The organism is Halorussus limi (genome assembly GCF_023238205.1).
In the GTDB taxonomy this organism is placed as follows: domain Archaea; phylum Halobacteriota; class Halobacteria; order Halobacteriales; family Haladaptataceae; genus Halorussus; species Halorussus limi.
This window is the reverse complement of the sequence record NZ_CP096659.1, coordinates 2,822,268-2,847,064: the sequence shown is the minus strand read 5'-3', so window position 1 is coordinate 2,847,064 and position 24,797 is coordinate 2,822,268. Positions and strand designations below refer to the sequence as shown.

Here is a 24,797-nt window from a genome sequence, read left to right as displayed (position 1 = left end):
TGATTTTTGGACATGCTCTATCACCTCACTGCGTAGTTTGCCGGTCGCGCACGTCGAAGTCCTTCTGCGTGCCGACGCCGTCGCGGTCCTGCGGGAACTCGGCGTCGAAGCCCACCATCCGGCCGTCCTCCCACATGTTCAGGTCCTGCATCTTCGACTTCGTCGCCTTCCAGAGGCGGACCATCGCGGGCTTGGTCTCCTGCATCTGGGTCTCGGCGTCGTAGCCCCGCGACGTGACGATGTTCGCGCTGTCGCCGATGGCGTAGGGCACCATCCCGTCTGGGTACTTCTCCTCCAGACTCTTGCCGTGGAAGACCCCGCCCCAGTGGAACGGCAGGAATATCTCCCGGGGGTTGGGCCGGTGGGTCACGCGGGCCTTCACCACCACCGACCCGCGGTCCGTCGTCTGGACGACGACGAGGTCCCCGCCATCGACGCCCGCCGAGACGCCCTGCTGGTTCTGGCCGATGGTCTCGGCCTTGTCGGGGTGAATCTCGGCGTACATGTGTGGCTGGAGGTCCGCGAGGAAGACGTTCGAGCGCGACTCTGAGCCACCGCCCTGATGCTCGACCTGCCGCCCGGTCGTCATGATGGTGTCCATCCCCTGCTGGTTGGCCTTCTTGGTCGCCGTCTTCTGGATGGCGGCGTTATCCTGGTCGAGGCGGTAGAAGTTGGTCTGAGTGCCGTTCGCGGGCCACTGCTCGACGAGGTCCGGCCGCGGACTCTCGATGGGTTCGCGGTGAACCGGCACGGTGTCGAGGAAGTTCCACGCGACCGCACGCGCCCTTCCCCGGCCCGTCGGGGCGTCTGGCTGTTTCGAGTCGTACTGGCTGTACTCCTGCGGGTTGATGCTGGACACCGCGTTCGCGGGTTTGAGATTCCCGTTCTGCTTCATCTGCTTGAGCCGTTTCGCGGTGTCGAACACCGACTTGTCCTCGCGGAGCGCGTACTCGTAGGGCACCGAGAGCGCGTCGGGGTTGGTGATGTCTTGGGGCCAGACGACGTGGAAACCGGGGTACTGCGGGACGCCCTGAATCTCGCCCTGCCCGTTCCACCAGTCGGGGTCGTAGGACGCGCGGAGCATGTCCAACCCTTTCTGGCCCTGTTGCTGGACCGTTTTCTCGAACGGATACCGCTTCTCGTCGGGGATGTCGCCGGCTTTGACCATCTGGTTCCACTCCTTCCGGGTCGGCGCCTTCGTCCCCCACCGCGCCCGGAAGTCCTGTCCGCCGTCTCTGGGGTCCAAATCGTCGCGCCAGATGATGGGCGTGCCCGGATGACCTTCGCCCCAGCACGGCCACGGCAGTTGCCAGTACTCGCCCTCGACCGGCCCGGACTTGCCCTCCAAGTCCTCGGTGCTGAAGGCGTAGTCGTACTCGTACTGGCGCTGGAGTCGCTGGGGGTCCTGCTGGTAGCCGATGGTCCGGACCCCGAGGTTTATCTCCTTGAGACACTGCTCGTAGGTCGATTTCCCGTTGAACAGTTCCGGCCCGCCGCCCCAGTCGAAGTGCTCGCCGTGACCCAACTCCGCGGCCAACTCCTGAATTATCTGCATGTCGGTCTTGGAGTTGTGGCTCGGCGGCCGGACCGGGTTGCGCCACTGGACCGACCGGTGGGAGTTGGTCACGGTGCCGTGGTGTTCGTACTGACTCGACGCGGGCAGGATGATGACGCCGTCGTCGCGTTCGGACATGACCGACGCCAGCGACGGGAACATGTCCACGACGACCAGCAGGTCGAGGTTCTCCATCGCCTTCTTCTGCTTGTCCATCTCGCTGATGGAGTTTGCGGAGTGGCCGTCGAACACCGCGGCCCGAAGCCGGTTCGGCTGGTAGAGTTGGGCCTTATTCAGTCGCTCCTCCTTCGGGAGTGCGCCCTCGAACCACCGGGCGACCGTCAGCCCCTTCTGGAACATCATCGACCGACTCGGGACCTTGGCGTCGCCGACGTTGATGAACGCCGAGGTGGCCTCCGCCGCTTGGTCCTGCCACTTCTGCTTGGGCATGTTGTCGTACCGGCTGTTGAGGTCCTTGAACGACGTATTCCCGCTGGTCCACGGGCTCTGGTCCCACACGTCGGCCCAGTACTGCCACGACCCGGGCGAAGTCACGCTGTAGTAGCCCGGCAGGATGTGGCTGTTCGGCCCGAGGTCGGTCGCCCCCTGCACGTTCGAGTGGCCCCGCATCACTTGCAGGCCGCCGCCCGACCGGGCCGCCGACCCGGAGGCGAGACTCAGCAGAGCGTACGACCTGATGTGCTGGGTGCCGTTGTTGTGCTGGGTGCCGCCCATCGCCCACTCTATCTGGACGCTGGGCTTGTTCTCGATGACGAGGTCGCCGATTTCGCGGATGTCGGCCGGGTCTATCCACGTGATGTCCGAGACGGTCTGGAGGTCGTACCGGTCGAGTTCGGCCTCCACGTCGGGCCACCCGTTCACGCGCTCGCCGAGCATCTGCTGGTCCAACTCGCCTTGGTCGCGCAGGTAGCGCAGGAGGCCCATCATCAGCGCGGTGTCCGTGCCGGGCCGGAGTCGGTAGAAGTGGTCGGCGTGGGCCGCAGTCTTGGTGAACCGCGGTTCGATGACGACTATCTTCCCCCCGCGCTTCTGGCCTTCGAGGATGTGCTGCATCGCTATCGGGTGGGCCTCGGCGGGGTTCTGGCCGATGATGATGTCGAGGTCGAAGTTCCGATAGTCGTTGATGGTGTTGGTCATCGCCCCGTACCCCCACGTGTTCGCCAGTCCCGCGACGGTCGTGGAGTGACAGATTCGGGCCTGATGGTCCACGTTGGTCGTGCCGAAGAACGCCGCTAGCTTTCGGAAGGCGTAGGCCTCCTCGTTGGAGTGGTGGGCGCTCCCGAGCCACATCACGCTGTCGGGGCCGGACTCCTCGCGATACTTGTTCAGCTTCTGGCCGACCTCCTTCATCGCGGCGTCCCACGACACCTTCCGCCACTCGCCGTTCACGAGCTTCAGCGGGTGTTTCAGGCGTTTCGGGGAGTGTTCGCTCCCGTAGATGCCCGCGCCCTTCGAGCACAGCGACCCGTTGTTGACGGGATGTTCGTGCCACGGCTCTTGACCGACGAAGGCGTCGCCCTTGCGCTCGCCCTTGAATCCGCAACCGACCGCGCAGAAGTTGCAGATGGTCTTGACCGTCTCGGTCTGACCGAGCGCGCCCTCCGGTTCGTCCTCGCCGCTCTCGTCCTGCGCGAGGACCTGTCCCGTCGCGCTACCGCCGAGTGCGACCGCCCCGGCGAGCGCGCTCGCCTTCACGAACGAGCGTCGGTCGAGGTCGAGCGAAACCGGTTCAGTGGGTTGGGTGCTCATAGTCCCCCCGTATCATGTGGTATGTCATCACTTGCCACCGAATCCCCTAGCCCGACTTCAATTTTAAGAATCATTAAAGTTCGGGTGGAAGGGACAAGCGTTCGACACTCCGGGCGGTGGACGAATCGGGTGAAGTAGTGTTAACGTGGGGCAAGACCTTTGTCCGAACCGAGTGTATCAGCACGGGCATGAACACGGGGGTGTTCGTCTGCTCGTGCGCAGATACGTGCGACGTAGACCTCGAAGGGGTGCGGGAGGGCGTCGAAGACGTGGACGTGGTGGCGAGTTCGCGCCTGCTGTGCGAGGACGGACTCGCCGCGATGGACCGCGTCGTCGACGAGTACGAACTCGACCAACTCGTCGTCACGGCCGCCGAGTCGCGGTGCAAGCAGACGTTCCGGGAGTTGGCGGCCGAGAAGGGACTCCACCCGGACGCGGCCGCGTTCGTCGACCATCGCGAGGGCGCGGGGTGGGTCCACGACGAACCCGCGGCGACCGAGAAGACCGCCAGACTCCTGAACGCCAGATTCGCGGGCCTTCGGGAGGAGGCCGTCTCGCGTTCGGTCTCCCGCGAGGCGGGTCGCTCGGTCGCGGTCGTCGGCGACCCGGAGACCGCGGCCGCGCTGGCCGACACCGCAGACGTGACGCTGGTCGCGGACGGCGAGGACTTCGCCGACTCCGACGCCGACCTCGACGACGTGACGATAGAGCGCGGGCGCGTAGCCGGTGTCGACGGCCGGTACGGCGACTTCGAAATCGCGCTCGACTCCCGCGTGACCGAGGACTGCGTCGGGTGCATGGAGTGCGTCCGGAAGGGTCCCGACGCGGGCGTCACTCGACTCCCGGTCGATATTTCGCTGAAGGCCGCCGCGGCGGCCGGTGACGGAGCGAGCGAGACGACGGACGGGGAAACGGCCGCCGACGGCGGAACCCCCGAGTGGGTCGAGTGCTGCCCGACCGACGCCATCGACCTGTCGGGCGTCGAGCGCACGATTTCGGCCGACCAAGTCGTGTACCCCGGCGCGGACCGCGAGACGAGGGGCGGCCGCGTCGGGTTCTACACGGGGCCGATAGACGCGGGCACCATCGCGGCGGTCGAGGACCTGCTCGGCGGCGTCGAGAAGCCCAAACACCTCGACCTGGAGATGGACGTGTGCGCGTCGGGCGAATCGAGCCAGATGGGGTGCAACGAGTGCGTCGAGGCCTGCCCCCACGGCGCTGTCGAGCGCCCGCGAATCGACGCGGTCGAGTTCGACGAGGTGGCCTGTCAGGACTGCGGGGCCTGCACGAGCGCGTGCCCGACCGGCGCGACCAAACTCCGGGAGCCTTCGAACCGCCGCATCGCGCGCGAGGTCGAGGCCCTGCTCGAACCGCCGGACTCGGGCGGGTGGCTGTTCGGCGGGAACGACCCCATCGGCGAGCAGGTCGTGGCGTTCGTCTGCTCGGAGCGCGCCCGGCGCGCGCTCCGAACCTACGGGCGGGAAGCGCGCTCCGCCGGCGAGGACGGCGGAGACGCCGACTTCTCGTATCACCCCATCCTGCCGGTCTCGGTCCCCTGCGCCGACGCGGTAGGCGAGGCCCACGCGATGCACGCGCTGGCGGCGGGGGCCGACGGCGTGGCGCTGGTGGGTTGCGGCGACGAGTGCCAGCACTCCGGGCCGGACCCGAAGGCGGAGTTGGTCGAGCGGGTGAATCGCGCGGCCCGCGACCTCGGACTGGGCGAACGCGCGACGTTCCTCGCGCCCGACCCGAGCGACCCCGAGACGTTCGCCGCGTCGCTGGACGAGTTCGCGGAGGCGGTCGGCGAGTCGCCGGTCCCCGCGGGCGAGTACGAGGCGACCGGAAGAATCGCGGACGAGGACCGACCGAACCCCGAGTTCGACGGTCACGGCTGGACCTTAGAGAGCGTCCGGGCGATTCTGGACCACGCCGACCCCGAGCGCGAGGTGATTCGGGGCCTGACGGACTTCGGCCGGATGGCGGTCAGCGACGACTGCGCGCTGACGCCGACCTGCACGAACCTCTGTCCGACCGACGCGATTCGACGGCGCGAGGGAGACCTGCAGTTCAACCACCAGCGGTGCGTCGACTGCGGCCTCTGCGAGCAGGGGTGTCCCGAGAGCGCGATTGCGATGCGCGACGGCCTCGACCTGTCGTTGCTCCCGGAGAACCGGGCGGCGGAAGTCGAGGACGGCGAGGACCCGGCGTGGGTCACGGTGATGGAGGGCGAGATGCGCGAGTGCGTGCGCTGTGGCGACCCCTTCGCCAGCGAGGCCTCGGCCGAGAAAATCGAGGGCGAAGTCGGCGATATGGTCGCTGGACTCGCGCCCGACTCGGACCACAGCGTCTTCGAGTACTGCGGCGACTGCCGCGCCCGACTGCTGTTCGAGGGGTAATCATGGACGAAACCGAACTCTACGCCGCGCGCATCGAAATCATCGACTACGCCATCGACACCTTCTGGGACGCGCCCAGAGAGTCGTTCGTGGCGAACCTGCTGGAGGGCGACGTTCGAATACCGGGCGACGAGGTGAACCCCGCGCTCGACGAGGGGTTCGCGGAACTGGAACGCTTCGTGGACGCCAACGAAGGCCGGGAGGTCGGAGCGGTGCGAGACGAACTGGCGACCGAGTACACGCGGGTCTTCGTCGGCCCGCGTCCGCCCGTCCTCGCCCACGAGACGTACTACCGGGAGGACGCGGACTTCCTCGGCGAGGGACTGGCGGAGGTGTCGGCCAGTTACGCCGCGGCCGGGTGGTCGCCGCCCGAGGAGTACCCCGAGGAGGACGACCACCTCGCCGTCGAACTGGCCTTCCTGCGCTATCTGGTGGACCGCCAGCGCCGGGGCGACGAGGAGACGTTCGGCTTCGAGCGCGTGTTTCTGGACGAACACCTCTTGCAGTGGGTCGAGGCGTTCGCCGACGACGTGTTGGCGGAGACCGACGAACCGCTCTACCGGGCCGGGGCGAAGGTCGCGGCCGGGTTCGCCGAGTTCGAGGACGAACTAGTCGCCCAGATGGTGTAGCATCGCGAAGTCCGCGCGCTCGACGCGAAGCACTCCGGCGACGAACAGCACGCGTACGAAGGTCGATTCGTGATAGAGAAGTCGGGCGACGTGAGCGGCGGTTTCTACGCCGTGTAGCGCTCACTCGCCCGAGAGCAGCACCGCGCCGAACAGCGCCACCAGCGAGGCCCCGGAGAGCGCGAGCGCGACGGGCGTCGCAGTCGCAATCGCTTGCTCCATCCGGAAGTACCACGTCCACGTCTGCTGGGTCTCGGCGACGGCCGCGACCACTCCGACGCCCGCGACGACCACCAGTAGCACGCCGACGACGACGAGAGGTGCGACGCGCGCGACCTGTCGGGGGTCGGGGAGCGCTCCGTCACGCATCGGACCACCGCCCGCGAACCGCGACGAACAGGCCGAACAGCGGCACGAGCATCGCGAGCAGGTACCGGACGAACAGGCCGACGTAGCTCAGGGTGGATTCGAGGTGGATGGACCAGTGCCACGTGCCCTTCACCTCGGCGATGATGGCGACGGTGCCCAGAATCAGCAGCGACAGGCCGAGCAGACCGGTCAGCGCGTACACCGACCCGCGGAGGAACGCCACCGCTCGGCGTCGGTTCGGTCGGGCGTCTCCGCGTCGGTCGGTCGCGCTCGCGTACTCGGTGCGATGGTCTCCCTGCATGTGCTACCCCCAGTAGGTCCGATAGGCGTCGTAGACGACGAGACCGAAGACGAGTGCGCCGAGCGCGAGCGTCGCGCCCGCGGCGTCGAGCGCGAGCGGCAGGTTCGTCCCGGCCCCGCCGTGGAGCGGTCCGGTCGGGTCCACTACTCGAAGCTTTGGGGTCGTTCATGATAAATTCTTCTGGCTCATTTGAATCCGTGGCGGCGTCGCTCCCGAGTCCGCCGGCGTCTCCGCGCCGCTCGCGATACCGTTCTCCGATTCGTGCTATTTGGGAACAACCCTTTTGCCTGTGCCCGCGCTAGCCAGTTCGACTACCACGATGGCCTCACGACGCCGACTGCTCGGCAAACTCGCGGGCGCGGCGGCCGCGGCGGGACTCGCGGGCTGTTCGCAGTTCCGGGCCACCGGCGGCCGCGCGACCGAACTCGACCTGCCCGAGAACCCTCACGACGTGCCGCGTCGCCAGCACGCGTGGAACGCCGCCTCGCGGACCGACCGGCACGGCAATCCGCTGCTTCCGCGCCACCACCTCGTTCTCCTGCTGGACCTCGCCGAGTCGCCGTCGGTCGAGAGCGCCGAACGCGTCGAGCGCGCGATGCGGACGCTCGAATCCGCCTACGAGTGGTCGAGCGACGGTCTGCTCCACTCGCTGGCGTGGGGCACCCGCTACTTCGAGCGCCTCGGGAACCTCGGCGACGCGCCGATTCGACGCCCGCAGGTCCTCTCGCGGACCGACGACCCGGAACTGCTCGACTTCGACGCCGCGCTGGTGCTGGCCAGCGACGCCGCCTCGAATCTCCGGGCCGCCGAAGCCGCGACGTTCGGGAACCGGGACGCGCTGGCCGGCGAAACGGTCGGGGACCGCCTCGGCGACGTCTTCGACGTGGCCGCGCGCCGGACCGGCTTTCGCGGTGCGGGCCTGCCGGTCGAACACACCGACGCCGAGGGCATCCCCGAGAGCCCGCCGCTCTCGAAGGGCGACCGGATGTTCATGGGGTTCCGGTCGGGCTTCCGGGGCACGCAGGCCGGCGAGGACCGCGTGACCATCGACTCGGGCGCGTACGCGGGCGGGACGACGATGCATCTCAGCCACCTCCGCCAGTCGCTCGGCCGGTGGTTCGAGGCGTTCGACGACGACGAGCGGGTCGCTCGGATGTTCTCGCCCGAGTTCTCGCCGGCGGACGTGGCGAACTTCACAGACGACGTGCCGTTCGGCGACGAAGTGGCGCGACACGCCCGCGAGTTCGACGTGGTCGGCCATCAGGAGAAGGTCGCCCAGACGCGGAAGGACGGCGAACCGGTCCTCCTGCGTCGGGACTTCAACACCGTGGACGGCGGCCACGCCGGAGTCCACTTCCTCTCGCTCCAGCAGTCGCTGTCCGACTTCGAGCGCACCCGGAAGGCGATGAACGGGTGGTACGTCCGCGACGACAGCCCCGAGATTACCGACCGGAAGAACAACGGCATCCTCGACTTCGTGAGCGTTCGGTCGCGGGCGAACTTCTACGTGCCGCCCCGCGGGAAGCGGGCGTTTCCGAGGTTGTAGGCGGCGCGAGCGCGCTTCTTGTCGCGAGCAGTTCGCCCGAACGTGAGCGCGCCCTACTCGTCGTCTAACTGCGCGAGTCCCTCCTTCAGTTCCTTCGGGAACGCGATGTCGCCGTCCACCTCCGCGGAGTTGACCTCGTGCGGGCCGATGCCGTGGTCCCAGAGTTCGCTTCCCCCGTACTCCTCCAGACCGAGGTCGGGCCGCCAGCCGGCGTCTTCGTGCGTCATGTGTTACCGTGCAACGAGAGGTGACTTATGCGTTCCCCCTCGTGCGCTCGGTAGTGCGGTCGAACGGAAGTTCGGAGTCGAAGACGCTCGGACGCGACGAACAGTTATAATGTGAGAATAGAAACGTGAGGGCATGTTCACGCGACTGCCCGGCTGGCTACGGTCCCGCGACTCGTCCGACGGGGACGACGGAACCGTCTGGGACGCGATTCCGTCGCGGCAGTACGGCGGCCGCCACGCCGAGTCCGGCGGGGTCACTCGCGAACAACAGGAGCGCGCGCTCGGCGAGGTTCAGCGGCGGGCCGAGGAGTTAGACGACCAGCACTGACGTCACTCCGGCGGCGCGTTCGGCGGGCGCACCGCGTCGTCGTCGCGGAAGGCGCCCGAGAACAGTTCCGCGTGGAGTTTCAACACGTCGGCCTCCGAGAGACCGGTCTCGTCGGCCTGCTCGGCCAGCAGGTCGGCGAGTTCGTCGCTCGGTTCGTGGCTGACGGTCCGGTCTTCGACCTCGAACTCCACCTCGGTCGCGCCCGAGGCGAGATGTTCGATTTCGAGCAGGGCCTGCTCGGCCTTGGTCTCGATGGCGTCGTCGCGGTCCATCAGTCGGTCTTCGCCCCACTCCTCGGCCGCCGCGACGAAGCGGTCGCCGACCGTAAACGAGACGGTCAGAACGACACCCCCGCTCGGTCGTCGGTGAAGGCCACTTCCCAGTGCGTCGGGGCCTCGCAGACCGGACAGTCCCGATGGACCGTCTCGCCGTGCGCGTCGGCGAAGTCGGCCAGTTGCCCGCACCCGGCACACTCGTAGCGCGTCATCGTCGCCACCTCATCGATTCGACCCGAGACCGCTATCGGTCGGCGGGAACGACTCCGGCGCGGGCGACGACTCCGAAATCGCACTGTACAGTCCGACTAGCAGGACGACGACGGTGAGCATGACCAGCAGGCCGACCAGTCCGCCGAGCAACGTCTGTCCCACGCCGGTCCCGCCGGTCCAGAGCGACGGAATCGCGTCGAACACCCGGAACAGGTTCAGCGCGACCCACGCGCCGAACAGCACGACGCCCGCCAGCAGTATCGGTGCCCGTTTCGCCGCGGTTCGCAGACTCATCTGTACTCCCCCATGGCTCGTGCTACCACACCGAACGTGAAAAAGTTACTCCGGCGACTCGGGACCGGCGTCGGTCCGGTCGTCGTCGCGCCCGCCGGTCGCTCCCTCGTCGGTCGGGGACTCGGCGACCTCCCACCCGGCCTTCTCGGCGGCCTCCGAGAGCGGGACGAACTCCCAGTCCGCGCGCTGGGCTATCTCCTCGTCGCGGCCCTCGACGCCGACGAGGACCATGCGCTCGGCGTAGAACATCGAGGTTGGACCGACGGCCGCGAGGCGTTCGGCCGGGCCGCGCGCGCTCCCGTTGAAGAAATCGAGGTCCACGTTCCGGTCGCGCTGGAACTTGTTGAGGACGTGGGCCGGGACCTGGCCGACGATGCCGACCCAGTCGGCCCATTGGTTGGCATCGACGGCGACCGCGCCGAAGTTTGGGAAGCGGGTCGCGGCCGCGTAGGTGAACGCCAGCGTCATGTCGTCCGCGCCGCCGCCGTGCGGGCCCGTGGCCTCGGATTTCCCGCCCGAGTCGGCGCTCGCTCGCCCGTCCGCCGCAGGCGCGTCTGCGCTCGCGGCCGAACCTGCGTCTGTGTCGTCTGCGCTCGCAGATGCATCTGCGCTCGCGGCAGGCGTGTCCGTCCCGGCGCCCGCGCCCGCACCGCCCGACTCCGTCGGAATCCCCGCCGGCCGGGCCTCGTTCTCGCGCGGGACGCGGGGAATCGGTTCGCCGTCGTCGAGTCCCGGTGAGTCCGGAGTCGCCGACGCCGACCGCTCGGAGTCGGCCGTCACGTCGGTCTTTACGTCGGTCACGGCCTCCGGCGCGTCGGGAGCGTCCTCCTCGCGCCAGAACCAGTCGCCCGGGTTCGGTCCCTCATCCTCGCCGTCGTCTCCGACGTCGAGGTCGTCCAAGTCGATGCGTTCGGTCATGGTCGGAAGCCGTCCGCGTCGGACATGACGTGTCGGACGGTAACTAGTCACAGTATCGACGCTGACGCGGTTAAACGTATCCCCGCGCGAGAGGTGTTTTTGGCGAACCTAAAACTACAAATACGGCCCGCGACAAGCGACGGACAGCATGAACACCGACGCAGGGAGGCCCGACGACCGGAACGGCGCGGGCGACCGGTCCGCTCGCGCGAGCGGTTCGCCGGACGGCGCGGACCGCAGGGCCGACGGCGAGTACACCTTCGACGACGTGAGCGTCGTCATGGGGACGTACAACGAGGAGGCGGCCATCGGGACGGTGCTGGACGACATCGAGCGCGTGACCGACGGCCGGGCGGAGGTCGTCTGCGTGGACGGGTCGTCCGACCGGACCGCCGAAATCGCCCGCGAGCGCGGTGCGACGGTCGTCGAGCAGGCACCGCAGGGCTACGGCGTCGCCGTGCGGGAGGCCGTCCTCACGCCCGACCGGCCAGTGGTCGTGACGACCGACTGCGACGACACCTACCCGATGGAGCAACTCCCGGAGTTCCTCGACTGGATAAACAGGGGCTACGACGTGGTCAGCGGCGACCGACTCTACTGGGGGGCCGAGGCGATGCCGGACCTCAACCGGTGGGGGAACTACGCCTTCGCGGGACTCGCCAGTCTCCTGACGGGCGAACTCGTCCACGACACGACCACCGGAATGCGGGCGTACCGCCGACGCGTGGTCGAGGACATCCGCTGGACCGAGAACACGGGGCTCTCGGCGGAACTGTTGATTCGGCCGCTGATGCGGGGCTACGACGTGCGAGAGGTCCCCATCGAGTACGACGAGCGGGCGGGCGAGACGAAGTTAGACCCCTTCGCGGGCGGCGCGGCCATCGCCAAGTCCATCGTGAAGGTGTGTCTCGAAGAGCGGTAGCGCCGGAACCCACCGCCCGCGAAACTCGCGGGAGGCCCCCAGAGTTAATCCGGACGACGGGGTACGTCCCGGTATGCCTGCCGACGTTCCCGGTATCCACCACGTCACGGCCATCGCCAGCGACCCCAGCGAGAACCTCGATTTCTACACGCGGACGCTCGGCCTCCGACTCGTCAAGCGGAGCGTCAATCAGGACGACGTGTCGGTCTATCACCTGTTCTACGCCGATTACGAGGGAACGCCCGGAACGAGTATGACGTTCTTCCCGTACGAGGGCGCGCAGGCGGGTCGCGTCGGCACCGGACAGGTCAGCACGACCGCCTTCCTGATTCCGTCCGACTCGGTCGAGTACTGGCGCGACCGCCTCGCGGACGCCGGGGTCGAGACCGACGACCCGCGCGAGCGGTTCGGCGACACCGTCGTCCCGTTCCGCGACCCCGACGGCCTGCCGCTCGAACTGGTCGCTCGCGACGACGCGCCCGCCGGCCATCCGCCGGAAGGGCCGGTGCCCGAGGAACACGCGATTCGGGGCTTCTTCGGCGTGACGCTCTCGTTGGACTCGGCCGAACCCACCGCGGACCTCCTCCGGACGATGGGGTTGCGCGAAACCGAGAGTGACCGGACTCGACGCCGGTTCGAGGCCAACGGGGAACTGGGCTACGCGGTCGATATCCTCGAAGACCCGCAGGCGCCTCGCGGACAACCCGGCGCGGGCACGGTCCACCACGTCGCCTTTCAGGTGACCGACGAAGACCAGTCGGCGTGGCGCGACGTGCTGATGGACCACGGCCTCCGGCCGACCGAGATAATCGACCGGAAGTGGTTCGAGTCGGTGTACGCCCGCACGAAGGGCGGCGTCCTCTTCGAGTTCGCCACGAAATCGCCGGGCTACACCGTGGACGAGGACCTCGACGAACTGGGCGAGCGACTGGTCCTCCCCGAGTGGTTAGAGGGTCAGCGCGACGAAATCGAGGCGGGCCTTCCGGACCTATCTACGGACCGCCCGACCGAGTAGCGAGTCGGCCGAACGTTTATCCCCGATGCCGGGACGAACCCCGCCCGGACGCCTCGCGCGGTCGCCCGGCGGTCGGGGACCGGGGACCGCCAGTCCGGGTAGCCTGCAACGGCCGAGCAATCTAGAGACACGTCTACCATCGCTAGAAACATAGAAATCGTTCTCAGAGAACGATTTCCATTCGTCTATCCCGCGTCGAACGGTCAGAAGTGTCGCGCCACGAGCGACCGGTGTTCGCACTCCGCGGGCACCGAGTGGAACCACGCCGCGTCGGCTATCTCGTCGTCGTCCCGACCGAGGTCCTCGCCGAGCGTCGGGTCGTCGGTCCGAGCCTCGAAGACGACGAAGGAGCCAGAAACGGCGGTCGCGGCAGTCGCGGTTTCGTCCGACGCGGTAGACCCGTCAGCCGTGGCTTCGTCCGACGCGGCGGTCCAGTCCGCGATAGCTTCGTCCGCGGTGAACGTCTGCTCGACCACCTCCAGCGGTCGCTCGACGGTCGCGTCGAGACCGGTCTCCTCGCGGACCTCCCGGACGACCGCCTCGCGGAGCGACTCGCCGGGTTCGGGGTCGCCGCCGGGGAGTACCCAGCCGACGCTCCACCGATTCCGGACGAGGACGACCCGACCGGTGCCGTCGCGGACCACCGCGCCGACCCACCGGTCGAAGCCCGCTTCGACGTTCTGACGCACGGTGTCGAACGCGTCGGGGTCGAGGAGAATCGTCTCCTCACTCCGCGGGAGGTCGTCCGGGAACGTCATCCGGGCGGGAGTTCTGCGCGAACCGGCTTTTGGGTTGCGCCTCCGTTCGCGCAGACCTCGCACGGTTGGCGCGACCCGCGAGTGGTCCGTCAGCACGCGTCGGGGCGGTCAGCCTCGACTCTCGAAACCACGCCGAGAGTCTAGCGGAGCCCGAGCGGTCGCGTTCTCCGTTCGGGCGACCTGACCCGACCGGTTCGCGCGGAGCGTCGTCTCCATCCGAACGCCGTCCGGGACTGCGCCCTCGATGTAGGCCGCCGCGCCGTTGCAGTTGTCCGGGACGAAACAGACCTCTCGGTAGGGCGTCAGCGCGGCGACTTCGCCGTCGGTCCGGCGGACCGGGAGTTCGAGGCGGTAGGAGAACCCGCCGGTCGCGTCGCTGACGAACACCTGCACGACGATTTCGTCCTCGCGTCCGACCGGGACGGTGGCGTTCTCGCCGACCGAACTGACGCCGGGACCGGCGAGGCGCGCGGTCCCGTTCGAGACCCGGAGACCGAGCGACACGTTCTCCGGCGTGCCCGCGACGCCGTAGTAGGCCGACTCGTCGCCGGTCGAGACGCGCGCCGACACGCTCTCGGCGTAGTCGGGCACCGCGAGCGTCGCGTTCAGGGCGAGGCGCTCGCCGCGAACCGCCCGGACGCGGTGGAGCGCGGGGTCGACCGGGTCGCCGAGGAACGGCGTCCACTCGCCGCGATAGACGTACCGGTAGTAGCTCCGATTCGGATACGCCGCGACGACCGCGAGGTCGTCGGGGCCGTCCGAGAGCGCGTAGACGCGTTCGCCGTCGAAGCCGGGGTCGTTCCGGAGGTGCTGGAACGGGTGGTTGAGCCAGTCGCCGTACGGCGTCGGCAGGAACACCACCGAGTTCGATAGCTGTCGCTCCTCGAACGGTTGGTAGGCCGCCTCGTAGGCGTCGGTGGTCTCGGCGTGGTCGGCGACGGTCGGCGCGAGGAGGCCCGCCGTCGCGCCCGCGAGCAGGACGCACCCCGCGAGCGCGACGCCCGCGACGACCGCCCGTCGGCGTCGAGTGCGGTCGCCGACGAGCGCCCGGGCGCGGTCGAGCCCGAGGAGCGCCCCGTGGGCCGCGAACGCCGCGGTCGGCACGAGCAGGTCGAAGTGGTAGTACGGCCCGAGCGTGTCGACGAGACCGTCGGCGGGGTCCGCGAGCGACCCGAGGACGTTGAGGTTCCCCCAGAAGAAGACGTTGCCCGCGACGACCGTGAGGAAGAGACCGGCCAGCGTCGCTTTCGCCTGCGCGTCGGTGAGGTCCGGCGACCACTCCGAGCGCCGACGGAAGTCGGGGGCGACACGTCGCAGGAACGCGCCGACGCCGACCGCGGCGAGCAGGGTCCCGACCGGCCCGCCGACCACCCACTCGGTGAAGAGCAGCGCCACCACCTCGGCGTTCGCTCGGAGCGCCAGCGCCGGGGTGTAGTCGCGGGCGTAGCCCAGAATCTCGCGGTGGCCGAACCCGAGACCGTCCTGCGGCGCGAACGCGGCGTAGGGGAAGACCGTCGGCGACCCGGTCATCGCGGCGTTGTACGCCAAGGCGACTCCGACGCCGGCCAACCCGCCGAGCGCGGTCAGCGAGAGGCGCGTCAGGCGTTTCGCCGAGGGGCCGACCCACAGCGAGTAGCCCGCGTGCGCGACGAACGGCGCGGCGAACAGGACCGCGGTGTAAGGTCGCGCGAAGAACGCCGCGCCGACTGCGAGACCCGCGAGCAGAGCGTAGCCGTTGGTCCCGCGGTCGCTGGCGCTCGCGCCCCCGGTCGCCTCGCGCCGGGCCGACCGGAGGTACGCGAACGCGAACAGCAGGTTCCAGAACGTCGTCGGCGCGTACGGCAGGAAGACCGACGAGTCTATCAGGAACAGCGGCGAGGCCAGCAGGAACGCCCCCGCGAGCAGGCCGGTCCGACGGTCGAAGGCCGCGGACGCGACCGCGACGGTCAGCGCCACGTTGGCCGCGGCGACCCCCGCCAGCGCGAGACGGAATCCGCCGAGTAGCTTCCCGACCGCGAACATCGCGGCCGGAACCGGCGCGTACTTGGGGTAGAGTCGCGCGCCGTCCCGGACGAAGAACCACGGCCGGAACGAGTCGGGGACCGGCGGGTACAGCGAGAGCTGCCCCTCCAGCAGCATCGCGGCCTGCTGGAGGTAGACGGCCTCGTCGTGGTTGGTCGTGTGGTACGGAAATAGCTCGGTCGCGGTCAGGAGGACGACGGCGCCGGCGAGCGTCGCCAGCGCCGCCGAGAGGAGGCGGAATCGCCGGCGCTTCATCGGGGCCGTACCGAGTCCGAAACCCGCTCGGTGGCCGATTCCTCGCCGTCCCGCGGCGGGTACCACGCAAGCGTGTGGTCGGCGTCGAGTTCGACCCGGACCGGCTTGCCGATGTCGAGTTCCTCGACGTGGTTGTGCTGGCAGTGGACCAGGTCGCCGTTGTGGAGTTCCACCCGGTAGACGAAGGAGGGTCCGGTGTACTGGCGGTGGACGATGTGGCCGTCGGCCTCCGACTCCTCGACGACGGTCGCCCGGAGGTCGTCGGGCCGGACCAGCACGTCGAGGTCGGTGCCCGCGTACTCGGTCGTCAGGCCGTTGAGCCGTTGGGGCGCGAAGTTTCCGATGGGCGTGACGACCGTCCCCTCCTCGGACCGCGCCGAGAGGAATCCGGCCTGTCCGAGGAACGAGGCGACGAATCGCGACTCGGGATGCTCGAAGACGCTCTCGGGTCTGCCGACCTGCTCGACCCGGCCGTCGTTCATGACGGCCACGCGGTCGGAGATGGAGAGGGCCTCCTCTTGGTCGTGAGTGACCGAGACGGCGGTGACACCCGCCTCCTTCAGAATCCGGCGGACCTCCTCGCGCATCTCGACGCGCAGGCGAACGTCGAGGTTCGAGAAGGGTTCGTCGAGCAGGAGGATGTCGGGTTCGGGCGCGAGCGACCGCGCGAGGGCCACGCGCTGTCGCTGGCCGCCGGACAACTCGTCGGGCGTGGCGTCGCGGTGGCCCGAGAGGTCCACGAGGTCGAGGAGTTCCGAGACGCGCCGGTCGGTCTCGGCCTCGTCGGCCTCTGTGAGTCCGAACGCGACGTTCTCGGCGACAGTGAGGTGGGGGAACAGCGCGAAGTCCTGAAAGACAAGCCCCACGTCGCGGTTCTCGGGGTTGACCGAGTGGGTCTCGTCGGCGACCACCTCGCCGCCGAGGCGGACCGTCCCGGCGTCGGGGCGTTCGAGGCCGGCCATCGTGCGGAGGGTCGTGGTCTTGCCGCACCCGGAGGGGCCGAGGAGCGTGAGGAGTTCGCCCTCTCGGACCGACAGCGACAGTGAGTCTACAGCGGTTTCGGCGGCGTACTCCTTGACGACGCCGTCGAGTTCGAGAACGGTCTCGGGGTCTCGGTCGGTATCAGTGTCACTCTCACGGCGTCGCGCGGTCGTGGTCGCGTCGTGGTGGGTTCGGTCCATCGTGTCGGAGTCGTCGTGTCGAGAGCGTTCAGGCATCCTTTCCTCCTTCCCGCCGCACGAGGCTCCCGTCCTGCTTGAGCAGGACCAGCATCGAGAGCGCGGAGACGCCCACGAGGGCGAGCGCCGGAACCGCCGCCTGCCCGTAGTAGCCCGCGTCCTGTACGCGCCAGATGTACGTGACTAGGGTTTCAAAACCTGTCGGACGCAGGACGAGCGTCGCTGGGAGTTCCTTCATCGTCGTCAGGAACACCAGCGCCGCGCCCGCGACCACGCCGGGTTTGACCAGCGGGAGCGTCACGCGCCGGAACGCCGACCCCGGCGACTCGCCGAGCGTCCGGGCGGCCTCCGTCAGTTTGGGGTCGACCTGCAGTATCGACGACCGGACCGCGCCGACCGCCTGCGGGAGGAACCGGACGACGTAGGCGAACACGAGCAACGGAATCGTCTGGTGGAGGCTGAGTTCGACGCCCAGTACCTCCGGGGTGGTCGAGGACGCGAAGTACACCAGCGCGAGACCCAACACGACGCCCGGAGTCGCGTAACCGACGTAGCTTGCGCGCTCGAACAGCGTGGCGAGTCGGGAGTCCGACCGGCCCGAGAGATACGCCACCGGGAGCGCTCCGAGCGTCGCGGCCAGCGCGGCCAACAGCGCGACCCACCCGGAGTTCAGGCCGTAAATCCACGAGAAGTCGAAGCCGCCTCCGGCGTAGGCCGGGTCGCTCCGGGTCAGCCACATGAAGAGGATGCCGACCGGGACGACCAGACACAGGGTGGCGACGAGCGCGCAGAACAGCAGGGCCGGAACCTTCCAGAGGCCCAGCGAGATGCGGACCGACCCCGACCCGCGGGAGACGTGGGCGCCCTCCTCGCTCTCGGAGACCCGGTTTTCGAGCGCGAGGACGACCGCCGCGAACGCGAGCAGTTGGAGCGACAGCAGGGCGGCGTGGTTCGGTTCCCACATCGTCACGTATATCTGCTGAGTGAACACCTCGAAGTGCATGATGGCGGGCGTGCCGAAGTCCGAGAGCGCGTAGAGCGCGACCAACAGGCCCCCGGCCGCGATGCCCGGCGCGATTTGGGGCAGCGTCACCTTCCGGAAGGCGGCCCACCGGCCGTGGTTCAGCGTCCGGGCGGCCTCCATCAGCGTCCCGTCGAACGAGAGGAGCGCGGCTCTGGTCGTCAGGAAGACGTACGGGTACGTGAACAGCGTCAGCACCAGCGTCGCGCCCTCGAAGCCGTAGATGGTCGGAATCGACTCGACGCCGAGCGGCGCGAGCAGGTCCGAGAGGACGCCGTGGGGACCGAACGCCGAGACGAACGCGAACGCGCCGATATAGCTCGGCACGACCAGCGGGAGCGAGACGACGACCGTCCAGAACCGTCGGAACGGCAGGTCGGTCTGGACCGTGAGGACGGCCAGCGGAACGCCTATCAGAATCGACCCGAGCGTGACGCCCGCGACGAGCGCGACGCTGTTGGTCACGACTTCGAGCGTCGAGGGCTGAAAGAGCAGGTCGAGCGCCTGCTGGAGGCCGATTTCGAGCGACCGCAGGACGAGCCAGACGACCGGGAAGGCGACGAGCGCAGCGACCGACCCCGCCAGCAGGACCAGCGAGACCGGCGGGGACTCCCCGTCGTCGCCGAACGTCGCGGCCGTCTCGCGGACGCGGTCGCTGGCGGCCATCCGCTACAGCACCCCCACCTCGCGCATCAGTTTCAGGGTCGGTTCGAGGTTCGAGAGCTTCGAGAGGTCGATTTGGGGCGGCTGGAGTTTGTCCACCGTCGGGAGTGGGCCGACCGGCGGGACCTCGGGCACCGTCGGGTACGCGAACGTCCTCGTGGCGAAGAACTCCTGTGCCTCCGCCGAAAGCAGGTGGCGGACGAAGTCGGCCGCGAGTTCCTTCTGGTCGGTGCCTTGGATGATTTCACACCCGGAGACGTTGACCAGCGCGCCCGCGTCGTTCTTCGTGAACGCGAGGTCGATGGGCGCGTTCTCGCGGGACGCGATGACCCGGAGCGCGTAGTAGTGGTTCGCGAACCCGGCCGTAATCTCGCCGTCGGCGACGGCGTTCGACACCTGGAACTCGTCGGGGTACCGCGAAATGTTCTGGTTCTGCATCCCGCGGAGCCACTGCTTCGTCTTCTCGGGCCCTTCGAGCAGTCGCATCGCGGTGACGAACGACTTGAACGCGCCGTAGGTCGGTGCCCAGCCCATCGCCCCTTTCAGGCCGGCGTTCTTCGTGAACTGGCCGATTTTGTTCGGGAGGTCGGACTCGGAGAACTCGTCGGTGTTGTACGGAATCGACCGCGCGCGTCCGGCGACGCCGACCCACGAGCGGTCGCCCGCCCGGAAGCCCTCGGGCACCGGTTTCACGACGCGCTGGGGGAGTTCGGTCGTGATTCCGGCGTCGGCGACGAGGCCGAGCGACGTGGAGTCGATGGACCAAAACACGTCGGCGGAGCTATCGCCGCCCTTCTCGACCTCGATTATCTCGTTGGCCAACTGGGTCGAGGGGGCCATCCGGACCTTGGCGGTGAAGTTCGAGTACTTCCGTTCGAGGAGTCGGACGAGGTTCTCGTAGAGGCCGCCCTCGCCGCCGCCCAGATAGACCTGGAGGGTGCCGTCGAGGTCCGGCAGGTCGTCCATCGAGGTACCGCCCGGCGCGGACCGGGACTCGACCATCGGTCCGGACCCGCGGAAGTCGGAGATGCTGAGGTCCGCGTTCTCGTTCTGCTGGTTCGTAAACCGCGAGAGACAGCCGCCGAGACCCGCTGTCGCGCCGACCGCGCCCGACGCGAGGAGACGACGACGTGTCCACGTTCGACGCTCGCTCATATCTAGAATTAGGTCGGCCTAAAACTCTTATACCTACCGATTCCGGCGTCCGTGAGTCGTCTCTGACCCCGGCAGGGGGTTCCGGTGTCCGCGAGGCGTTTCGGGCGTCGGCGGAGCGACTCAGTCGTCGGCCGGCGCGGGCGTCGGGTCGATGGCGCGGAGTTCGTCGAGCGCCGAGAGCCAGTCGAGCATGTACTCGCCGACGTAGTTGAAGAACGCGCCGTTCTCGTACTCCTCGAAGTCGCCCTCGGCGAGTTCGGTCGCCATCGCCCCGAAGACGCTCGCGTAGGAGTCGCCACCGGCGCTCGCGGTTTCGCCGACGCCGTCCACGATTTCCCAGAGGTGCTCGTTGAGTTCCAGCCCCGGCACCTCGTTGTTCAGGTCGTCGAAGGTCGAGCGCGGGGCCTTGTTGTGTTCGCAGAGCGGCGCGCCGTTGTAGATGCGCTTGCCCAGCACGTCGCAGGCGCGCTTGAGGAAGACGCCCGACCAGATGTCGTCGAACCGGCCCACGTCCCACCGGTTGTCGTCCATCGGAAGCTGGTAGAACGCCGGGATAATCTCGCGCTCGAACGCGAGGTTCATCGAGCAGACGGTGAGGTAGTTGCCGCGCGCGGCCACGAAGTCCTCGGCGTAATCGGCCTTCGTAGTGCGAGTCTGGGCCTGCCCCTGCAGGTCGCCGTCCATCAGGATGCGGACCGCGTCGAGGTCCGGGACGTTGGTCCAGAGGCCCTGCGAGGCGACCACGTCCGAGACGCGGGCGGTGTCGGTCTCGACGGTCTCGCCCATCGCGGCGTAGGGGTAGCCTCGGGGGTAGAGACCGTGTTCCTCGAAGTTCTGGTAGAGGACGTTGACCCAGTTCTCGTCCGAGGAAACCTCCGTCACCTCGCCCTCGAAGTCGAGGTTCCGCATGTGGCGACCGAAGAAGTCGAAGTCCTCGTGGGGTAGGGTGTCGTCGTCCACGAAGAAGCCGTAGTCGAAGTCGTTGGCCCAGATGTACAGCAGGCCGAAACTCGTCTCGGCGTGACTCGCGGCGGGCACGAGGTGGTCGTACTCCGCGATGCCCCGCGCTTCGTACCACTCCTCGCGCCGAGTTCCGTCGAAGACCTCCCCCGAGACGCCCTCGTCGGCCAGCATCTCGCGCATCGCGTCGGTGTCGCAGAAGTCCTCCGTGACCAACAGGACGTGGAGGCGGTCCAAGTCGAAGTCGTGTGCGCGGGCGTTGTCGAAGTACGCCCGCATGCACTCGTACTCCCGAATCGTCGGGACGACGACGCAGATGTCCTCTGTCGCGCTCATTCGTTACCACGAATTGGTTTAGGCAAGCCTAAAAGATTGTCTGTTCGCGTCGGCGGGACGGACCGTCGCGAGTAGGCGACGACGAAGCGTCGTCCGGATTTAAAGGGAATCAGCGGCGCTCCGCCGAACATCTCCGGAATCGGAGCCAAGCGTCTCACCGCCGTAACCACGACCATGGTACTTGATAACGCACAGAGCAAGTACGGAGTCGCGGTCCTCGTCATCGCCGGAGTCCTACTGTTCGGGTCGGTCGCGCTCGGCCTCCCTTTCGCCCGCGAGGCGGGCGCGGTCTCGGTCCTCGGCCTCGCGGCCGGCGCGGTGCTAATCGGCACTGCGGAAGACGGGCGGCCGGTTTGACGGCGAGCGGTCGGTCGGCCATCCGCCGGACCATCCGCCGAGTCGTCCGGCGGGTCGCCCGAGCGAGAGCCGGAAGTAATTTCAATCGTCTGACTCTCGGTCGGAGTATGTCGCCCTCCCGCCGCGCCCTCCTCCGGGCGGGTCTGCTCGGAGTCGCCGGCACGCTCGCCGGTTGCTCGGGAACCCCGGAAACGCGGACGACCGAAGAGACGCGAACGACGGAGCGGACCGCGGACGCGACGACCGCCGAGCGGCCGGTCCGAGCGACCGACGAATCGACGACCGAAACGGAGACGACCGCCGAGTCGAGGACCGGCGCCGAGCGGACTGTGGACGGCCGCGCGGTCGCGTTCGTCCACGAGACGCCCGTCTTCGACTGGGGCGTCTCCGACACCGCGACGCGGTACTACGCTCACGTTCTCGACAGCGAGAGCGACGCCGAACGACTCGACGCGTCGAGCGTCCCCGCCGGTAGAGTCGGACCGAACGCCGAAGCCGTCGAGCGGTTCGTCGCCGAAACCGACTTCGAGACGACCGCGGTACTCGCGGTGCAGACCGAACTCCCCTCCTCGGCGTTCGGCCTCGCGTTCGACTTCGTGGACTGGAACGCCGCACCGCCGCAGGTCGTCTGTCACGTCGAGTCGAGAAACCGACAGCGCGGTGGTCCGGCGACTTCGACGCTACTCCTCCGAGTTCCGTCCGGCGTCGCCTCGCAGGTCCGCGTGACCGTCGTCGACAGGGCAGGGGCCTTCGGCGTCGAGTCGGTCTATCGAACCGAGACGTTCGCGCCGCCGAACCGGCCGGTGTTCGAGACGGTGAACGTCGAGTCGAGAAGCGACCCGCCGAGCGATTCGCTGGACGTGCCGGGCGGCGCTCTCGTCACGACGCCGGAGGCGGCGGAGCAGTTCGCGCCGACGGACGCCGCCTTCGCCGAGTTCGTCCGCGAAACCGACTACGAGGACGGCTACCTGCTGGCGCTCCAACTCCGACTGGGAGCGAACGGCTACCACCTCTGGCCGACCGACGTCGTCACCGACGGGCGCGAGGCGGTCGTGCAACTCCGCCACGACTTCGGCGGAGCCCTGAACGCGGAGTTCACTAACCTCCTGCTCTCACGGATTCCCGGCGAGGCCCCCGAACGCGGGACGGCGGCGGTCCGGAGGTACGACCGACGCCAGACCGTCACCGAGACCCGGGCCGTGCCGCTCTCGGCCGACCCCGACGACTGGCGACCGACGACGCCCGAGACCACCGCAACCGGCAATCGGACCTAAGTTACCGGACGATGATACGAGGTGCATGGACGACGACACGCAACTCTGGGGCGGGGTCGGACTCATCGTCGTCGGGACGCTCGTCCTGTTCGCACCGCTGGTGTTGAACCTCGCGTACACCACGCTGCTACTGTCGGCGGCAGTTCTCGTGCTGGCCGCGGGGTCGGTGCTGATAGGACTGTCGCGGCGCGGGCGAGCGGTCTGAGTCCGACCCGTCCGGGTTCGAGGTCGGACGCACTAAGAGCGTGTCGCGGACTCGGAGGTCGGCCTCGCGCCCGGGGTCGGCGATACAATCAAATGTCCGCCTGTCGAGATTCCAAGACATGCCTCTCGACTACGAACGCGAGCGCGAGACCTTCGAGTGGGACATTCCGGCCGACTACAACGTCCCGGCGGTCGTCGAGGACCACGCCGAGTCGTTCGGCGACCGACTCGCGGTCCGGTTCCGCGACGACGAGGGCGGCGAGGCCGAGCGGACCTACGCCGACCTGCGCGACGACCAGAACCGGTTCGCCGCCGCGCTGGCGGACTTGGGCGTCGGCGAGGGCGACCGAGTGATGCACCTGTTCCCGCGCCACCCCGACGCGTTCGCCGTCCAGTTGGGCGCGCTCGCTCGCGGCGCGCTACTGGTCCCCTGTTCGGCCATGCTCAAGCCGAAGGACATCGCCTTCCGGGCCAACGACTGCGAGGCCGAGACCGTGGTGGTCCACGCCGACCTCACCGAGATGGTCGAACCCGTGCTGGACGAGACGCCCCTCGACACCGTCGTCGTGCTGGACGCGGACGGCGACCCCGAGCGCGAGAACTGGCACGCCTTCGCCGACCTGCTGGAGGGACGGCCGACCGACCACGACGGGCCGGAACTGTCGGCCGACGACCCGATGTCCATCAACTACACCAGCGGGACGACCGGTCAGCCGAAACCCGTCCTCCACCGCCACCGGTGGATGCGGTGCTTCGAACTCGTCAACGGCCAGTACTGGTGGGGCGTCGACAGGGACACCGACTTCTCGGACGAACTGCTCTGGGCGACCACCGGCACCGGGTGGGCAAAGTGGTTCTGGAGTCCCGTGGGCGTCGGGTTGACGACCGGTGCCTCGCAATTCATCTACGACGGCGACTTCGACGCCGGAACCTTCCTCGACCTGATGGAGGAAGAAGGCGTCACGCGCCTGTGCGCCGTGCCGACCCAGTACCGGATGTTCACGCAGGTCGACGGACTGGGCGAGTACGACCTCGCGCTGACCGAGGCGGTGTCGGCGGGCGAACCGCTGAACCGCGAACCGATTCAGGAGTTCGAGGAGGCGTTCGGCGTCACGCCGCGGGACGGCTACGGCCAGACCGAGACGGTCGCGCTGGTGACGAACTACCCCGGCATCGACGTGAAGCCGGGGAGCATGGGCAAGCCCGTGCCCGGCATCGACGTGACCCTGCTCGACACGCAGGACGAGGAGGAAGTGGACGCGGGCGAGACCGGCGAAATCGCGGTCCCGGTCGGGAGCCCCGCCATCTTCGACGGCTACTACGAGAAGCCCGACTTGGACGAGCAGACGTTCCACGGCGACTACTACCGGACCGGCGACCTCGCCCGGAAGGACGAGGACGGCTACTTCTTCTTCGAGGGCCGGGCCGACGACATCATCATCTCGTCGGGCTACCGCATCGGCCCGTTCGAGGTCGAGGACGCGCTCGTGGGCCACGATGCGGTCGCGGAGGCCGCGGCGGTCGCCAGTCCTCACGACGAACGCGGGAACGTCGTCAAGGCCTACGTCGTCCTCGCGGACGGCTACGAGAGCGGCGAGGACCTGACCGACGAGTTGCAGGACTACATGAAGGAGGAGACGGCCCCGTACAAGTACCCGCGGCGCATCGAGTACGTCGACGAACTCCCCACGACCTCCAGCGGGAAGATTCGCCGGATAGAGCTTCGCGAACAGGAGAACGAGCAGTTCGGCGAGTGAAGCCAGCAGGGGCGAAAGCGGCCTCCGCTGGCGTCACGGCACTCGTCGGACGCCGACTCCAGTTCGGCTATTGACACCATCGAGAGGGGCTGAAACGCCGAA

General features: G+C 68.4%; 25 protein-coding genes. 10 read left to right on the top strand and 15 right to left on the bottom strand.

Annotated elements, in window-relative coordinates:
* Positions 1-25 precede the first annotated feature (25 nt).
* Positions 26-3,325, bottom strand: coding sequence for a molybdopterin-dependent oxidoreductase (locus tag M0R89_RS14640; RefSeq protein WP_248649823.1), 3,300 nt, complete (start codon positions 3,323-3,325; stop codon positions 26-28).
* A gap of 188 nt (positions 3,326-3,513) precedes the next feature.
* Between M0R89_RS14640 and M0R89_RS14635 the strand changes: the two genes are divergently transcribed.
* Together M0R89_RS14635 and M0R89_RS14630 are read left to right on the top strand one after the other, a co-directional pair.
* Positions 3,514-5,721, top strand: a complete 2,208-nt coding sequence (locus M0R89_RS14635) for a hydrogenase iron-sulfur subunit (protein ID WP_248649822.1) — start codon at positions 3,514-3,516, stop codon at positions 5,719-5,721.
* A gap of 2 nt (positions 5,722-5,723) precedes the next feature.
* Entirely contained in the window at positions 5,724-6,350 is a 627-nt protein-coding gene (locus tag M0R89_RS14630; RefSeq protein WP_248649821.1) for a TorD/DmsD family molecular chaperone, read from the top strand.
* A 120-nt stretch (positions 6,351-6,470) separates the two neighbouring features.
* Here M0R89_RS14630 and M0R89_RS14625 read toward each other — a convergent pair whose 3' ends face one another.
* Genes M0R89_RS14625 through M0R89_RS14615 form a run of 3 tightly spaced genes read right to left on the bottom strand, consistent with a single transcriptional unit; the run spans position 6,471 to position 7,161 of the window.
* On the bottom strand, positions 6,471-6,716 hold the full coding sequence (locus tag M0R89_RS14625) for a hypothetical protein (RefSeq protein WP_248649820.1): 246 nt from the start codon (positions 6,714-6,716) through the stop codon (positions 6,471-6,473).
* Entirely contained in the window at positions 6,709-7,017 is a 309-nt protein-coding gene (locus M0R89_RS14620) for a hypothetical protein (protein ID WP_248649819.1), read from the bottom strand. The genes M0R89_RS14625 and M0R89_RS14620 overlap by 8 nt, the downstream gene beginning before the upstream one ends.
* 3 nt (positions 7,018-7,020) lie before the next feature.
* Positions 7,021-7,161: a hypothetical protein gene (locus tag M0R89_RS14615; RefSeq protein WP_248649818.1), complete on the bottom strand. Its 141-nt coding sequence runs from the start codon at positions 7,159-7,161 to the stop codon at positions 7,021-7,023.
* 175 nt (positions 7,162-7,336) lie between these two features.
* Between M0R89_RS14615 and M0R89_RS14610 the strand changes: the two genes are divergently transcribed.
* Positions 7,337-8,563, top strand: a complete 1,227-nt coding sequence (locus M0R89_RS14610; protein WP_248649817.1) for a DUF7405 family protein — start codon at positions 7,337-7,339, stop codon at positions 8,561-8,563.
* Between the two features lie 53 nt (positions 8,564-8,616).
* On the opposite strand, the gene M0R89_RS14605 is transcribed toward M0R89_RS14610, so the two are convergent.
* On the bottom strand, positions 8,617-8,790 hold the full coding sequence (locus M0R89_RS14605; protein ID WP_248649816.1) for a hypothetical protein: 174 nt from the start codon (positions 8,788-8,790) through the stop codon (positions 8,617-8,619).
* Positions 8,791-8,923: 133 nt separating this feature from the next.
* Between M0R89_RS14605 and M0R89_RS14600 the strand changes: the two genes are divergently transcribed.
* The gene (locus M0R89_RS14600) at positions 8,924-9,118 is read left to right on the top strand and encodes a hypothetical protein (protein ID WP_248649815.1); all 195 of its coding nucleotides are present in this window, start codon (positions 8,924-8,926) and stop codon (positions 9,116-9,118) included.
* 2 nt (positions 9,119-9,120) lie between these two features.
* Here the strand turns inward: M0R89_RS14600 and M0R89_RS14595 are convergent, their stop codons facing one another.
* The 4 genes from M0R89_RS14595 to M0R89_RS14580 form a co-directional block, all read right to left on the bottom strand.
* Positions 9,121-9,390, bottom strand: coding sequence for a hypothetical protein (locus tag M0R89_RS14595; protein ID WP_248649814.1), 270 nt, complete (start codon positions 9,388-9,390; stop codon positions 9,121-9,123).
* A 65-nt stretch (positions 9,391-9,455) separates the two neighbouring features.
* Complete coding sequence (locus tag M0R89_RS14590; RefSeq protein WP_248649813.1) at positions 9,456-9,605, bottom strand: hypothetical protein; 150 nt, start codon at positions 9,603-9,605, stop codon at positions 9,456-9,458.
* Positions 9,606-9,615: 10 nt separating this feature from the next.
* Positions 9,616-9,900, bottom strand: a complete 285-nt coding sequence (locus M0R89_RS14585; protein WP_248649812.1) for a hypothetical protein — start codon at positions 9,898-9,900, stop codon at positions 9,616-9,618.
* 45 nt (positions 9,901-9,945) lie between these two features.
* Complete coding sequence (locus M0R89_RS14580) at positions 9,946-10,818, bottom strand: DUF7124 domain-containing protein (protein WP_248649811.1); 873 nt, start codon at positions 10,816-10,818, stop codon at positions 9,946-9,948.
* A 148-nt stretch (positions 10,819-10,966) separates the two neighbouring features.
* Between M0R89_RS14580 and M0R89_RS14575 the strand changes: the two genes are divergently transcribed.
* Both M0R89_RS14575 and M0R89_RS14570 read left to right on the top strand, forming a co-directional pair.
* A complete protein-coding gene (locus M0R89_RS14575) occupies positions 10,967-11,740 on the top strand; it encodes a dolichyl-phosphate hexose transferase (RefSeq protein WP_497007462.1) in 774 nt (257 codons plus the stop codon).
* Positions 11,741-11,813: 73 nt separating this feature from the next.
* Complete coding sequence (locus M0R89_RS14570; protein WP_248649810.1) at positions 11,814-12,755, top strand: ring-cleaving dioxygenase; 942 nt, start codon at positions 11,814-11,816, stop codon at positions 12,753-12,755.
* A 203-nt stretch (positions 12,756-12,958) separates the two neighbouring features.
* On the opposite strand, the gene M0R89_RS14565 is transcribed toward M0R89_RS14570, so the two are convergent.
* From M0R89_RS14565 to M0R89_RS14540, 6 genes are all read right to left on the bottom strand, one after another.
* On the bottom strand, positions 12,959-13,513 hold the full coding sequence (locus tag M0R89_RS14565; protein WP_248649809.1) for an NUDIX hydrolase: 555 nt from the start codon (positions 13,511-13,513) through the stop codon (positions 12,959-12,961).
* Positions 13,514-13,621: 108 nt separating this feature from the next.
* A complete protein-coding gene (locus M0R89_RS14560) occupies positions 13,622-15,790 on the bottom strand; it encodes a DUF7846 domain-containing protein (RefSeq protein ID WP_248649808.1) in 2,169 nt (722 codons plus the stop codon).
* Positions 15,787-16,971 (bottom strand): ABC transporter ATP-binding protein, encoded by a 1,185-nt coding sequence (locus tag M0R89_RS14555; RefSeq protein ID WP_438267684.1) that lies wholly within the window; start codon positions 16,969-16,971, stop codon positions 15,787-15,789. The genes M0R89_RS14560 and M0R89_RS14555 overlap by 4 nt, the downstream gene beginning before the upstream one ends.
* A gap of 28 nt (positions 16,972-16,999) precedes the next feature.
* On the bottom strand, positions 17,000-18,655 hold the full coding sequence (locus M0R89_RS14550; protein ID WP_248649806.1) for an ABC transporter permease: 1,656 nt from the start codon (positions 18,653-18,655) through the stop codon (positions 17,000-17,002).
* 3 nt (positions 18,656-18,658) lie between these two features.
* The gene (locus M0R89_RS14545; protein WP_248649805.1) at positions 18,659-19,807 is read right to left on the bottom strand and encodes an extracellular solute-binding protein; all 1,149 of its coding nucleotides are present in this window, start codon (positions 19,805-19,807) and stop codon (positions 18,659-18,661) included.
* A gap of 120 nt (positions 19,808-19,927) precedes the next feature.
* Positions 19,928-21,103, bottom strand: a complete 1,176-nt coding sequence (locus tag M0R89_RS14540) for an alpha-1 4-glucan-protein synthase (RefSeq protein WP_248649804.1) — start codon at positions 21,101-21,103, stop codon at positions 19,928-19,930.
* A 174-nt stretch (positions 21,104-21,277) separates the two neighbouring features.
* Here M0R89_RS14540 and M0R89_RS14535 point away from each other — a divergent pair, with 174 nt between their 5' ends.
* The 4 genes from M0R89_RS14535 to M0R89_RS14520 all read left to right on the top strand — a co-directional run bounded on the left by M0R89_RS14535 (position 21,278) and on the right by M0R89_RS14520 (position 24,695).
* Positions 21,278-21,460, top strand: a complete 183-nt coding sequence (locus M0R89_RS14535; protein ID WP_248649803.1) for a hypothetical protein — start codon at positions 21,278-21,280, stop codon at positions 21,458-21,460.
* 107 nt (positions 21,461-21,567) lie between these two features.
* Positions 21,568-22,734, top strand: coding sequence for a hypothetical protein (locus M0R89_RS14530; protein WP_248649802.1), 1,167 nt, complete (start codon positions 21,568-21,570; stop codon positions 22,732-22,734).
* A 25-nt stretch (positions 22,735-22,759) separates the two neighbouring features.
* On the top strand, positions 22,760-22,939 hold the full coding sequence (locus M0R89_RS14525) for a hypothetical protein (protein ID WP_248649801.1): 180 nt from the start codon (positions 22,760-22,762) through the stop codon (positions 22,937-22,939).
* A gap of 118 nt (positions 22,940-23,057) precedes the next feature.
* Positions 23,058-24,695 (top strand): acetate--CoA ligase, encoded by a 1,638-nt coding sequence (locus M0R89_RS14520; protein ID WP_248649800.1) that lies wholly within the window; start codon positions 23,058-23,060, stop codon positions 24,693-24,695.
* The last annotated feature ends 102 nt before the right edge of the window (positions 24,696-24,797 follow it).

Coding starts and splice junctions, on each gene's coding strand:
- M0R89_RS14630 (WP_248649821.1), top strand. CDS start 5,724: ATGGACGAAACCGAACTCTACGCCGCGCGCATCGAAATCATCGACTAC.
- M0R89_RS14595 (WP_248649814.1), bottom strand. CDS start 9,390: ATGGACCGCGACGACGCCATCGAGACCAAGGCCGAGCAGGCCCTGCTC.
- M0R89_RS14575 (WP_497007462.1), top strand. CDS start 10,967: ATGAACACCGACGCAGGGAGGCCCGACGACCGGAACGGCGCGGGCGAC.
- M0R89_RS14640 (WP_248649823.1), bottom strand. CDS start 3,325: ATGAGCACCCAACCCACTGAACCGGTTTCGCTCGACCTCGACCGACGC.
- M0R89_RS14565 (WP_248649809.1), bottom strand. CDS start 13,513: ATGACGTTCCCGGACGACCTCCCGCGGAGTGAGGAGACGATTCTCCTC.
- M0R89_RS14585 (WP_248649812.1), bottom strand. CDS start 9,900: ATGAGTCTGCGAACCGCGGCGAAACGGGCACCGATACTGCTGGCGGGC.
- M0R89_RS14610 (WP_248649817.1), top strand. CDS start 7,337: ATGGCCTCACGACGCCGACTGCTCGGCAAACTCGCGGGCGCGGCGGCC.
- M0R89_RS14560 (WP_248649808.1), bottom strand. CDS start 15,790: ATGAAGCGCCGGCGATTCCGCCTCCTCTCGGCGGCGCTGGCGACGCTC.
- M0R89_RS14635 (WP_248649822.1), top strand. CDS start 3,514: ATGAACACGGGGGTGTTCGTCTGCTCGTGCGCAGATACGTGCGACGTA.
- M0R89_RS14555 (WP_438267684.1), bottom strand. CDS start 16,971: ATGGACCGAACCCACCACGACGCGACCACGACCGCGCGACGCCGTGAG.
- M0R89_RS14605 (WP_248649816.1), bottom strand. CDS start 8,790: ATGACGCACGAAGACGCCGGCTGGCGGCCCGACCTCGGTCTGGAGGAG.
- M0R89_RS14570 (WP_248649810.1), top strand. CDS start 11,814: ATGCCTGCCGACGTTCCCGGTATCCACCACGTCACGGCCATCGCCAGC.
- M0R89_RS14535 (WP_248649803.1), top strand. CDS start 21,278: ATGGTACTTGATAACGCACAGAGCAAGTACGGAGTCGCGGTCCTCGTC.
- M0R89_RS14540 (WP_248649804.1), bottom strand. CDS start 21,103: ATGAGCGCGACAGAGGACATCTGCGTCGTCGTCCCGACGATTCGGGAG.
- M0R89_RS14580 (WP_248649811.1), bottom strand. CDS start 10,818: ATGACCGAACGCATCGACTTGGACGACCTCGACGTCGGAGACGACGGC.
- M0R89_RS14600 (WP_248649815.1), top strand. CDS start 8,924: ATGTTCACGCGACTGCCCGGCTGGCTACGGTCCCGCGACTCGTCCGAC.
- M0R89_RS14590 (WP_248649813.1), bottom strand. CDS start 9,605: ATGACGCGCTACGAGTGTGCCGGGTGCGGGCAACTGGCCGACTTCGCC.
- M0R89_RS14530 (WP_248649802.1), top strand. CDS start 21,568: ATGTCGCCCTCCCGCCGCGCCCTCCTCCGGGCGGGTCTGCTCGGAGTC.
- M0R89_RS14525 (WP_248649801.1), top strand. CDS start 22,760: ATGGACGACGACACGCAACTCTGGGGCGGGGTCGGACTCATCGTCGTC.
- M0R89_RS14625 (WP_248649820.1), bottom strand. CDS start 6,716: ATGCGTGACGGAGCGCTCCCCGACCCCCGACAGGTCGCGCGCGTCGCA.
- M0R89_RS14545 (WP_248649805.1), bottom strand. CDS start 19,807: ATGAGCGAGCGTCGAACGTGGACACGTCGTCGTCTCCTCGCGTCGGGC.
- M0R89_RS14550 (WP_248649806.1), bottom strand. CDS start 18,655: ATGGCCGCCAGCGACCGCGTCCGCGAGACGGCCGCGACGTTCGGCGAC.
- M0R89_RS14620 (WP_248649819.1), bottom strand. CDS start 7,017: ATGCAGGGAGACCATCGCACCGAGTACGCGAGCGCGACCGACCGACGC.
- M0R89_RS14520 (WP_248649800.1), top strand. CDS start 23,058: ATGCCTCTCGACTACGAACGCGAGCGCGAGACCTTCGAGTGGGACATT.